Source organism: Lactobacillus sp. 3B(2020), from assembly GCF_013487845.1.
Lineage (GTDB): Bacteria > Bacillota > Bacilli > Lactobacillales > Lactobacillaceae > Limosilactobacillus > Limosilactobacillus alvi.
In genome coordinates, this window is the sequence record NZ_CP047410.1 from 1,402,713 (window position 1) to 1,414,403 (window position 11,691).

The window sequence follows — 11,691 nt, forward strand, 5'->3', positions numbered from 1 at the left end:
TCTTTGCCAATTATGACGGATTCTTTTTCAAAGGTAAAGAAAAAGAGCCCGACAAGTTGCCGGAACTCTTTTCATCTCATCTCTCTTGGAGATTACTTGTCTTCTTCGTCAGACTTTGCAGGCAAATCTTGCTTTGCTGAATCAGCAATCAAGTCAACAGCCTTCTTGATTTCAACATCGTGGGCAAGCATGTCCTTAGAAAGAGCCTTCAAAACGGCGTCCTTGTCCATCCCGTATTCTTCTGCTAAGTCACTGGCTTCGGCATCAATTTCTTCATCAGAAGCCGTTAAATTAGCATCCTTAACGATGGCTTCAAGTACCAAGTTAGTCTTAACCCGCTTTTCAGCCCCGTCAGCAAATTGCTTCTTAAGGTCATCTTCAGAAGTCCCAGTGATTTGGAAGTACATTTGAGGGTTAATCCCTTGTTGTTGCATCCCAGCCAAGTATTGTTGCATTTGACGGTTAGTGTCATCATCAAGCATGGCTTGTGGAATATCTTCCGTCGTAGCGTTGTTAACCGCAGCCTCAATAGCAGCATCTTCAATTGCAGCTTTAGCAGCCGTTTCCTTTTGTTCTTGAAGTTGCTTCTTCGTCTTTTCCTTTAAATCAGCTAAAGTGTCAACATCTTCGTCAACATCCTTAGCAAATTCGTCGTCCATTTCTGGTAATTGCTTTTCCTTTACTTCGTGGATCGTTACCGCAAAGTTAGCTTCCTTACCAGCTAATTCCTTAGCATGGTAATCTTCTGGGAAGGTAACCTTAACGTCAACCTTTTCATCAGCCTTGTGGCCAACCAATTGATCTTCAAAACCTGGAATGAAGCTACCAGAACCAAGTTCAAGTGAGTAGTTGTCGGCAGAACCACCATCAAACTTTTCACCATCAATCGTTCCAACGTAGTCAATAACAACCGTGTCACCATTTTCAGCCGGTGCATCTTCCTTCAAAACAAGTTCTGCTTGTTGTTGACGCTTCTTTTCAAGTTCACTGTCAACATCAGCATCGCTAACGCTCGTATCTTGCTTTGGAACTGACATTCCTTTGTAGTCACCAAGCGTAACTTCAGGCTTAACGTAAACCGTAGCAGTAAGCTTCCAAGGTTGATCCTTTTCCATACTTTCAACGTTGATTTCTGGTTGGGCAACGGGTTCAATTTCAGTTTCCTTAATTGCTGCTTCATATGCATCTGGTAAGACCGCGTTCAAAGCATCTTGGTAAAGGGCTTCTTCACCATACATTTGGTTGAAGATGGTCCGTGGAACATGCCCCTTCCGGAAACCAGGTACCGTGATCCGCTTTTGCGTCTTCTTGAATGCTTGGTCAATTCCCTTCTTAACCGTTTCAGTATCAATTTCGAACGTTAATGTCCCTTTGCTGGCATCGCTTTCGCGTTCCCATTTTGCTGACATTTCATTTCCTCCAATAACTATTCAGTTTTGGCTGGCTTGGCCAACCTTACATACTTATTAAGTTTACCCTAGCTATGCTTAGATTTCAACTGTTTAAACTGGATTCTCATCCCAAAACAATTCTTTTATCCTTTTGTAAAAAGAATTTCAAACAGCTACGAAAAAAGTAAAAAAGAGGTTGAGTTTCCTCAACCTCTTTTCATTTTAACCAATAAAATTAGTCAAGCACTTCTGATACCACACCGGCACCAACAGTGTGTCCACCTTCACGAATAGTGAACTTAAGACCCTTTTCAATGGCAACTGGCTTTTGAAGGGCAACAGTAAAGGTTACGTTGTCCCCTGGCATAACCATTTCTACACCATCTGGTAATTCGATAGTCCCAGTAACGTCAGTCGTGTGGAAGTAGAATTGTGGACGGTAGTTTGAGAAGAATGGAGTGTGACGACCCCCTTCTTCCTTGGTCATAACGTAGACTTCACCCTTGAATTCCTTGTGAGTTTGGATGGAACCTGGAGCAGCCAAAACTTGACCACGTTCGATTTGGTCATGTGAGATACCACGAAGCAATACCCCAACGTTGTCCCCAGCTTCACCAAGGTCAAGCGTCTTGTGGAACATTTCAACACCAGTAACGGTTGACTTAAGGATTTCATCCTTCAAACCAACGATTTCAACTTCGTCACCGATCTTAACAGTACCACGATCGATACGACCAGAAGCAACAGTCCCACGACCAGTAATCGTGAAGACGTCTTCAACTGGCATCATGAATGGCTTGTCAGTAGGACGTTGTGGAGTTGGGATGTATTCGTCAACAACGTCGAGCAAGTGAAGGATAACCTTTTCTTGTTCTTCGTCACCTTCGAGGGCCTTTAAAGCGGACCCACGAATAACTGGAATATCGTCACCAGGGAAGTCGTATTCGGACAAGAGGTCACGAACTTCCATTTCAACTAAGTCAACCAATTCATCATCGTCAACAAGGTCAGTCTTGTTCAAGAAGACAACAATGTATTGAACACCAACTTGACGAGCAAGAAGGATGTGTTCACGGGTTTGTGGCATAGGACCATCAGTTGCGGCAACAACCAAGATAGCACCATCCATTTGAGCAGCACCAGTGATCATGTTCTTAACGTAGTCAGCGTGACCTGGGGCGTCGATGTGAGCGTAGTGACGCTTTTCAGTTTCGTATTCAACGTGGGCAGTGTTGATAGTGATACCACGTTCCTTTTCTTCTGGAGCAGCATCGATATCAGAGTAATCTTCTGCCTTAGCCAAGCCCTTTTCAGCCAATACCTTAGTAATAGCTGCAGTTAAAGTAGTCTTACCGTGGTCAACGTGGCCAATAGTACCAATGTTAACGTGTGGTTTAGTACGTTCATAATGTTCTTTTTCTGCCATTTATGAAACCCTCCTGAGTAAATTACAAGTATCATGCCTATCCATTTAAAAAATGACTAGACACACCCTTATATCTTATTGTACTACTTCTGATCGCTAATTCAAAGAAGAAAATTAGTTAACCAGAATTCTTAATCATAATATCAGTTCACCCTTGATTTGTAAACGGATTTGACTAACTTTTTCGGAATCAAATTGCTAGATTCCCATTTGAAACAAAATTTGGTTTAAACGTTCCTGCCAATTTCGCATTTCTTGCACGATTGGCGCTTCTCCGCCTTGACGGGGAGTCCCCATGATAGCTACCCACTTTTGCGGATCAATAATGGCTTTATTAATGAACGGATAAAGTAAGGCAACTTGGAGATTAAATTGTTGCAACCGCATATGATAAGTTATCGGATCATTATTTTCATATTTATGTTGGAGAACGTGGTAAACGTGCTCAACAGTTGCATGAGTTTCGATGGTTGCAAATTGGGCCGGAATAATTGGGTATTCTTGGTTATCCAACCATAAGAGCTTAAATTCCTTGTTGATTTTCAATTTAACCAATACTTGAACTAAGCTACTCTTGATAATTGGTTTGACAAATGGATCCCTTAAAACAAACTGACTTCCTTGTAAATACAGGTCTAGCGGTAGTTGAACAGCGTCGTTAAAATTACGCTGTTGCTTTATAAATCCCCCATCACCTAAATGAAAGAAATGTTGTTGACGAGTTCTTAAAGTCTGCGGCATTGAAACTAAGGCTTGATGTTCAGATAAATGAATATTTTTTTGAAATCTATTTTTTGAAATTTCTGGCAAAGATTCAACCAATAATCGGGCATTGATAAAGTTACCATTTTTCAATTCAAGATTAATTAATAATTCTACCCCGGTAGCTGAATTTTGGTACTCAAAACGTCGTTCATTCGCAATTACTAAGGCTTGAGTATAGTTTTCTGCCTGTGTTAAAGCCTTTACGTATGCTAAGTTAACCTCATAAGCATCAACTTCATCATTCAAAGTTGCTAGCTTCTTTAAGGCTTTTTCCGTTTCACCCGCCTTCAGCGCCTGCTGGGCCTGATTTAACTGCTCATTTTGCTTATCTGTCATTTTCTCTCCTTAATTTGTTAAAAGAAGAGGCCAGGAAGAACTCCGTTTCTTCCTAGCCCCGATCTTAAGAATTATTTTTCATCAGTCTGTTTTGCTGTTTCTTGCCGCTTCCGCTTTTTTCCTCGCCCACGTGATGGCCGGTTACTTTGACGTTTTGCCTTGCCACCTTCTTTAGTTTTGGGAGTAGCGGTTTGCTTCTTTGGCTTGTTTTTCCGCTTTGGATGTTGGTTAATTTCCATAATGACCGGCAAAATTACCGGATGACGCTTGGTCTGATTAAACAAGAACCGATTTAATTTGTCGCGCACATTTTGCTTTAAATGACTCCAATCAAATTCTTTTTGGTCAAGGTCCTCCTGGATAATTTGTTCAACTAATTCTGCACTTTGCTTCATTAATTGCCGATTTGTCTTCACAAAGACAAAACCGCGGGAAGTAATTTGTGGCCGGGTAACAATTTGCTTCTTCTTCCGATCAATTGTTGCCACCACGACAAAAATCCCATCTTCTGAAAGAACCCGCCGATCACGAAGCACAATATTCCCGATATCACCGACCCCAATTCCATCGATCATGGTGTTACCGACTTCAATTCGATCACCAAGGTGGAAAGTCCCATCTTGGTAGGTCAATACATCCCCCTTATTCGTTAAGAAAATGTTTTCGCGAGGAATACCAACTTCTTCTGCCAAAATGGCATGTTGATCAAGAAGGCGATATTCTCCTTGAATTGGCATAAAGAAAGTTGGGTGCATGAAGTTAAGCATTAATTGTTCGTCATTTTGGTTTCCATGCCCCGATGGATTAAGATCTTGAGCAATAAACTTCACTTCTGCGCCAGTCCGGTAAAGCATGTCAGTAACTTTTTGGACCACTGCTTCCATCGCATATGAAGGAGTCGTAGCAACAAATACCAAGTCGCCTTCGCCGAGTTGAACTTTTGGATCATCGCCATTGGCAATCTCTTGTAAAGCTTTAATTGGGGCGCCCATTTTACCAGTCTCAAGGATCACGACTTGACTTGGTTCTAAATCTTCCGTTTCTTCCATTGAAATTAGGAGTTTAGCATCAAAGTGCAACTTGCCTAAATTCATTGCCGTACTAATGATTTGCTCCAGATCTTGTCCACCAGAGAGAACAACCTTCCGCCCACTAGCTTCTGCGGCATCAAAAATTTGTTGAACCCGCATAATATTTGATGCAACACTTCCAACAACGATCCGACCATTATGGTTTTCAAAAACATCTTTAATGTAGGCAGCAATATCCTTTTCTCGGGTCGAAGCATCGGTTAATGCTGCCCCTGCCGAATCACTCAATAACAGTAAAACGCCATTTTGACCAATTTGAGCTAATCTTGCAAGGTCCGTCCGGTAACCATCACGAGCAGTTTGATCAAACTTAAAATCACCCGTGTAAACAATTTCACCCTCATCGGTATGCAAAACAACCCCTAAGGTATTTGGTAAGGTATGCGTGGTACTAAAGAAGCTAACCGTTACGTCTTGGAAGTCTATTTCCGTTGCCGGATCAACTTCATGAAAATCATTAAACTTCTTAACTTGTTTATGTTGCTTAACTGCTAACTTAGCCAATTCAATTGTTAACTTACTTCCAAAAACCGGAACTTTGAAATCCATTAAGAAGTAAGGCAAGGCTCCAATTGCATCAGCGTGGCCATGGGTTAAGAAAACTCCCGCGATACGATCCGCATGTTCCTTAAGATATGACCAATCGGGAATAACAACATCAATCCCCATCAATTCGTTTTCAGGATATTTTAGACCACAATCTAAAATAAATATTTGCTCATTAATTTCAACGGCATACATATTCTTACCGTTTTCGCGCACGCCCCCAAAGGGAATTACATTAATTTTACTCACGCTAAAAAGTCTCCTTTAAATTGATTCAACTGTCTTGGTTAACTGATAATGGTTGGGTAAGCTAACCGATATTTCATACAGAATATTAATTAGTAACATCTTACCACACCCACGCTTAGCAATTCAAAGGTTTGTCAATAATCTTAGTTTTCACCTTGAAAAAAGAAAAAAGACTAGGAAGAAACATGAATTCTTCCTAGTCTTTCTCATATCTCTGAATATTACTCAGAAGTTACGGTCGAAAGCCATGGACTTAGAGCATAAGTTCAAACGAAACAGTAGCTGAATGGCAACTGCCGCTAATCGCTCCAAGCACGATTCTTATGAATCTCACCCCTCTCTCCTTATCCTTTTTAAACTGTTGAGAAGGTTTACTCTCGACCTCTTAAGGAAATTACCGACGAAGACCAAGGCTCTTGATCAATTCACGGTAAGCAGGTAAGTCAGTCCGCCGAAGGTAAGCCAGAAGGTTACGCCGGTGACCAATCTTCTTCATCAAACCACGTTGTGAGTGGTAATCATGCTTGTGCGTCCGGATGTGTTCGTTAAGTTCGTTAATATCAGCAGTTAAAACAGCAACTTGAACTTGAGTAGAACCAGTGTCTCCTTCGTGCGTAGCGTATTGCTTGATGATTTCGTTCTTCTTTTCCTTTGAAATAGCCATAACTATTTTCCCACCTTTCATTTTTAAACCCCTAATTCTAAGTAAAACGCCGGTGAGGATCGTTAAACTGAGAAATAGGCTGGTCATTAGCGACCGTTGATAATATACTAAATTCTGGCATTAATTGCAAGTTTTCTTTTTTTCATTATGGATCAACTATTGCAATGAAGCTAATGATTCTGTATAATGACAAATGTTGAAAAATTCTGGTCAACCGATACCAAAAGGTCCGGAGGTGAAATTAAAATGCCAATTATCAAGTCAGCAATCGAACGCGTCCGCGTTAACGAAAAGGCAGCTGCACGGAATGCTTCTCAAATGAGCGCTATGCGGACTGCTATTAAGAAGTTCGACAAGGCTAAGTTAGCCGGGGCCGACAACGTAGAAGATCTTTACAAGCAAGCAGTCTCCGCTATCGACCGGGCCCACTCTAAGGGCTTAATCAAGGCTAATAAGGCAGCTCGTGACAAGTCACGCCTCGCTGCACGTCTTGCTAAGTAATTAAAATAAAACTGGTGTTAGTCAAGTGACAAACACCAGTTTTTTTGTACATAAAAAAGAAGAGGATGAGGCTAGGAAGAAGCTTTTTTCCCAACCTTATCTTCCTCAAAGTTTTCAAGACAAATAATCAATTAGCTTGATACTTAAGTAAAAATAATTGAAATAGTAGCTCTGGTGACCGACTAGTGGTCTTCAGAGCTTTTTCAATTTGAATTAACCCTAAAAATGCTTGCGCGAGGCGCGCAAGGCTAAAGTTTCGAACCGTTTGCAGCGCTAATTTTACCCGGTAGGGGTGAACTCGCAGTTGCTTAGCTAAAGTTGCTTGACTCAACCCCCGGGCCGCTAAAATTTTAACTTGCAAGAGCAACCGAAATTGACTAACTAAAACCGCATTAATTTGAAGTGGTTGTTGTTGGGCAGCAATCAATTGCCGGTACAAATCCAGCGAATGTTCTTGTTGACGTTTTAAAACCGCAGTTACTAGGTCAAAAACATTCTCATCTAAAGATTGAGTAACCAGACCTTTAACGCTGGTTAACTTAATGGTTTTAGTATCAATATCAAGTAATTTTAATTGTGGTAACCAAGCCATCATACGCCCATAATCGGCATTTGTCCGGCGAATCAGTTCATCTAAGGCTTCATCTTCGAATCGGTACCCAGCCGTTTGGACTTGACTTTGAATTAATTGCCGGGCCTCTTTTTCAGTTAGTGGTGCAGCGCTGACTTCAACCGCTTGCTTCTTTAATGCCTTAACTACTCCCTTGCGACCGTCTAGTTTCTCATATGGGGCTAAAATGACTAAAACCGTTGATGGCTGAGGAGTCTTTAAATAATCTTGAAGTAAATCTGGATTCTGTTTAATTTTCCCACGACTATTTCCACCGGTTAAAAAAGTTGGCTTATTTAAAATTACCAAGCGCCGTTCTCCAAAAAAAGGACTTGATTCCGCATCGTCAATCGCATCGGCTAGGCTGGTTTCTTCTAAATCATAGGAGCCAACATTCATGACTTGTTCTTCGGCTGGAATCAGCTTTAAAAAAGCTTCTCTTGCTTGATCAATTAAGACCTGTTGGGTCCCTAAAACTAAATAGACTGGAGCTGGTGGAACTGTTTTTAATTGCGTGCGTAGAGTGGCAACATCCATTTTAATTCACTTCCCTTTAATTTTGTGATTATGCTTCCTCGTTTTCCCCAATATTGGTAAGTAATCATCCCCCGATTCTGCGTCGACATAAAGGGACATCCAATTCGCTTTAAAGTTTGAATCGTTTCTTGATTTGGGTGGCCATACCGATTTTGGCGACCCGCTGAAATGATTGCCAGTTGGGGGTGAAGGTGACTTAAATATTGAGGATCACTTGCTGTTTTACTCCCATGGTGACCTAATTTTACGATATCCGCTTGGACTGGTGGATATTTTTTGATAACAGCACGTTCACCAGCTCGATCAAGATCACCGCTAAAGATAAATTTTTTACCCCCCAGTTCTCCCCATAAAACCATCGAGTCTTCATTTTTACCCTGTCCTGTTTTAAATGGATGCAAAATCAATAGCGGGAACCCTTCCAAATGTTGCTGGTCTGTTACCGGGACTACCGCTACTTTCTTTGGTAACCGTTTGGTAAATTTTGGCATTTTCTCCATTCCCGCTGGCACTAAGATTGTTTTAACTTGTAAATTTTTCATAACCGTACTAGTAAAACCAATGTGATCAGCATCACTATGGCTTAAGCATAGATAATCAATCCGGTGAATTCCTTTACTTTTTAAGTAATTAATGCTGGTACTGGTCGCCCGGTCATTCATATTTATTCGCTTTGCCCAAGCTGGTTGGCGAAAAGTCAATTGGCCACCAGTATCAATCATAATTACCTGGCGATTAAACGGTGTACGAATAATTGCACAATCTCCTTGCCCAATATCGACAAAGGTTACCTCACCACTAAGGGGGAAATGGATAAAACAAAAACAAATGAGGTACACCGATCCTAATAGTGACCAATACCGTCTAAAATGAGACTCCTTTTCAATCAAAACTAACGCCATCACAGTTAAGCCGACTGCAATTAGCGGGCTAATTTTACCAAAGTAAACATTTCCCGGCCAAGTCGCAATTTGAATTAAAGTATTTTGAAAGATTAACAAGAGTTGGTTAGTAATTGAAATTAAGATTGGCAGGCTCTGACCAAATCCAGCGGTCACGATAACAGCCGGTAAAATAAAACTACCAAATAGTGGGATTAATAGCCAATTTAAAAGGACCGTTAAAAAATGAAATTGGTATGCGGAAACGAGTAATGCTGGTAAGCCTACCAACTGAATGGCAATTGCCCGTAAACCCGGATGGGTGATCCGACAGCGCCCGATTGCTAAGGCTAATAAATAAGATAGCTGACCCCCCAACGATAGGAGCACTCCAGGCATAATCAAAGAATGAATAATTAAGCTGGCATTCCATGCTACCTGTTGATTCTTTCCCAAAGCTTTCGCAATTAATTGGAGTTCTAGCATCAGAATCGCCCGGGTTAAACTTACCGCCCCACCTCCCAGGATCCAAAGAAACGGTAAGGCCAAAATAGCAACCAACGTAATTGTTTCTTGGGTCAAGTGAAGTTGACGCAGAACAAATTCAAGTAATCCGACAAAAACGAAGGCGTGTAAACCTGATAAACAGAAAAGATGGATCACCCCGAGTTCACGCGCTGCCCCAATTGTGGTTGCTAACTCTGGATCACTTTGTCCTAAAAGGAGACGTTGACAATAACTTGCCAGGGGTTGCGGGAAATTAGTAAAACGGTGACTTATCCGAGCTCGCAAGCAATGGAGCTGGTCAAGTAAAGTCTGCCCTGGCAATAGGCGCAAACTTCCCTGACCCTTAATTTGGTTATAAATCCCTAATTGTTGTTTGTAAAAACGATAATCAAATTGATTTTGATTAGTCGCTGGTAGTAAGGGACTAATTTTACCATGAATTTGCAAGCAAACCGGTTGGGTAACTGCCATTAATTCACGTTGCTGTTGCTGACTGGTTAGGAATAACTGAACCAGGACTTTTTGATTTTGATACTTTCCCGTTGCCTGGGCAAAATTACCATTAACTCGCCACTGATCAGGTAAGACAGTGACTTGGTAGGTCCCGGTTTTCTCAGTTGCTAGAGTTTGTTTTTGCTGATGCTGAATCTGTAACCAGCACCGTCCACCCATTAGAATGCAACAAACCACCACTAGCCACCGACCGCTTTTCGAACGCCAAGTTAGTAAGCGCCACAGAAAGTAGCCGAGGGCAAAAATTGCCCACCATTGATGAGCAAGGCTAACTGCCGCTAGTAACGAAACCCCTACCGCCGCAAAAAAAGTCCAAATTTGAACCGTAAGCTAATCCTTTGGATGAATATATTGGTCTAAATTGACCTCATCCAAAATATCTGGATCAAGTTTAATCTGGTGGAGTTTAACCCCCTTCATGGTAATTAAACGCATTGCGTATTCATCATTATGATAATTTCGCAAATAATTAATTTGGGTAATTCCCGCTTGAAGTAAGCTCTTAGTACATTGTAAGCACGGAAAATCAGTTACATAAACCACTGCCCCATCCGTTGATGTCCCAAATCGAGCACATTGTAAAATGGCATTCATTTCCGCATGGATCGTCCGCACACAATGGCCATCCCGCAGGCAACAATCTTCATCAATACAATGGACGTCGCCAGATACAGAGCCATTATAACCACTACCGATAATCCGCTTATCACGGACCAAGACGGCCCCGACAGATAGACGCTTACACGTTGACCGCGAAGCCAACAAAGCTGCCTGAATCATAAAGTACTGATCCCAATCAATTCTTTTCTGCACAATAATACCCCCATTCAATTTTCAATAATAGTTCTAGTATAGCAAAGTTTGAAGGGGACACCAGATTAAACCGCAAGTTGCTCTTTTAATTTTGCGACGGTTTTTTCGCCAAACCCATCGACATTTTTTAACTCATCAATCGTTTTAAACTGTCCATGGCTTTGGCGATATTCAATGATTTTATCGGCTTTTTTATCGCCAATCCCACTTATCTTCAGCAAATCATCTTTGGTGGCTTGATTTAAATTAATTTTTGGCTGACTCCCCGAACTATCAGTTGAACCATCCAAACCAGTCGCAGAAGCCGTTGTCACTCCCGACAGTTGTTCTCCCTGGACCGGAATATAAACTACCTGTTGATCCATCAATTCTTTAGCCAAGTTCACCTGACGCATATCCGCTTGACTAGTCTGACCACCAGCCGCCGTAACGGCTTCTTGAACCCGCGACGTTTTAGGTAAAGTATAAACTCCGGGTTTGTTAACCGCTCCTTTTATGTCAACCGTAACCTTTCCAGCGGGCGTTGCTGAACTAGCTGTCGACTTAACCTGACTAGTTTGGTTAACGGCATTATTAGTTGCCAAATTTGTATTCATCCCCTGATGCTGGTACCAATAATAGCCCCCAAAGATGATACTTATGATCCCAATGATCACTTCCTTTCGATGCATTTCCCAAAGCTCACGTAACTTAGCAAGTAACTGTTCCATTTTTTTCACCCCCTAATATATATATACGTAAAAAATGCCGCAAAATTAGTAGCATTCGCAATTTTTTAATTTTTTTGCTTGCAGTAAGCTAAAGGGCTGACATCAAAATTTCTAGGTATTTGATAAAAGTACTGCCAATATCTTAAATCAG

General features: G+C 41.4%; 10 protein-coding genes. 1 reads left to right on the top strand and 9 read right to left on the bottom strand.

Features of this window, described 5'->3' with window-relative positions:
- Positions 1-92: 92 nt before the first annotated feature.
- From tig to rpsO, 5 genes are all read right to left on the bottom strand, one after another.
- Entirely contained in the window at positions 93-1,409 is a 1,317-nt protein-coding gene (tig, locus tag GTO83_RS06980; protein ID WP_180869998.1) for a trigger factor, read from the bottom strand.
- Positions 1,410-1,626: 217 nt separating this feature from the next.
- A complete protein-coding gene (gene tuf / locus GTO83_RS06985) occupies positions 1,627-2,817 on the bottom strand; it encodes an elongation factor Tu (RefSeq protein ID WP_180870000.1) in 1,191 nt (396 codons plus the stop codon).
- Between the two features lie 198 nt (positions 2,818-3,015).
- Positions 3,016-3,918: a hypothetical protein gene (locus GTO83_RS06990; protein ID WP_180870001.1), complete on the bottom strand. Its 903-nt coding sequence runs from the start codon at positions 3,916-3,918 to the stop codon at positions 3,016-3,018.
- 71 nt (positions 3,919-3,989) lie between these two features.
- Entirely contained in the window at positions 3,990-5,804 is a 1,815-nt protein-coding gene (locus GTO83_RS06995) for a ribonuclease J (protein ID WP_180870003.1), read from the bottom strand.
- A 394-nt stretch (positions 5,805-6,198) separates the two neighbouring features.
- Positions 6,199-6,468 carry a 30S ribosomal protein S15 gene (gene rpsO / locus GTO83_RS07000; protein WP_019205880.1) on the bottom strand — a complete coding sequence of 90 codons (270 nt, stop codon included), beginning with the start codon at positions 6,466-6,468 and terminating at the stop codon, positions 6,199-6,201.
- A 246-nt stretch (positions 6,469-6,714) separates the two neighbouring features.
- Between rpsO and rpsT the strand changes: the two genes are divergently transcribed.
- Complete coding sequence (gene rpsT / locus GTO83_RS07005) at positions 6,715-6,969, top strand: 30S ribosomal protein S20 (protein ID WP_180870004.1); 255 nt, start codon at positions 6,715-6,717, stop codon at positions 6,967-6,969.
- A gap of 127 nt (positions 6,970-7,096) precedes the next feature.
- Here the strand turns inward: rpsT and holA are convergent, their stop codons facing one another.
- The 4 genes from holA to GTO83_RS07025 all read right to left on the bottom strand — a co-directional run bounded on the left by holA (position 7,097) and on the right by GTO83_RS07025 (position 11,540).
- Positions 7,097-8,116, bottom strand: coding sequence for a DNA polymerase III subunit delta (gene holA, locus GTO83_RS07010; protein WP_180870005.1), 1,020 nt, complete (start codon positions 8,114-8,116; stop codon positions 7,097-7,099).
- Positions 8,086-10,335 carry a DNA internalization-related competence protein ComEC/Rec2 gene (locus GTO83_RS07015; protein ID WP_255463196.1) on the bottom strand — a complete coding sequence of 750 codons (2,250 nt, stop codon included), beginning with the start codon at positions 10,333-10,335 and terminating at the stop codon, positions 8,086-8,088. The genes holA and GTO83_RS07015 overlap by 31 nt, the downstream gene beginning before the upstream one ends.
- A gap of 12 nt (positions 10,336-10,347) precedes the next feature.
- Positions 10,348-10,830, bottom strand: a complete 483-nt coding sequence (locus GTO83_RS07020) for a ComE operon protein 2 (RefSeq protein ID WP_180870008.1) — start codon at positions 10,828-10,830, stop codon at positions 10,348-10,350.
- Between the two features lie 65 nt (positions 10,831-10,895).
- Complete coding sequence (locus GTO83_RS07025; protein ID WP_180870010.1) at positions 10,896-11,540, bottom strand: helix-hairpin-helix domain-containing protein; 645 nt, start codon at positions 11,538-11,540, stop codon at positions 10,896-10,898.
- Between the last annotated feature and the right edge of the window lie 151 nt (positions 11,541-11,691).

Bases quoted from the DNA above. Each gene is read 5' to 3' on its own strand.
- tig (WP_180869998.1), bottom strand. From the start codon at position 1,409: ATGTCAGCAAAATGGGAACGCGAAAGCGATGCCAGCAAAGGGACATTA.
- tuf (WP_180870000.1), bottom strand. From the start codon at position 2,817: ATGGCAGAAAAAGAACATTATGAACGTACTAAACCACACGTTAACATT.
- GTO83_RS06990 (WP_180870001.1), bottom strand. From the start codon at position 3,918: ATGACAGATAAGCAAAATGAGCAGTTAAATCAGGCCCAGCAGGCGCTG.
- rpsO (WP_019205880.1), bottom strand. From the start codon at position 6,468: ATGGCTATTTCAAAGGAAAAGAAGAACGAAATCATCAAGCAATACGCT.
- rpsT (WP_180870004.1), top strand. From the start codon at position 6,715: ATGCCAATTATCAAGTCAGCAATCGAACGCGTCCGCGTTAACGAAAAG.
- holA (WP_180870005.1), bottom strand. From the start codon at position 8,116: ATGGATGTTGCCACTCTACGCACGCAATTAAAAACAGTTCCACCAGCT.
- GTO83_RS07025 (WP_180870010.1), bottom strand. From the start codon at position 11,540: ATGGAACAGTTACTTGCTAAGTTACGTGAGCTTTGGGAAATGCATCGA.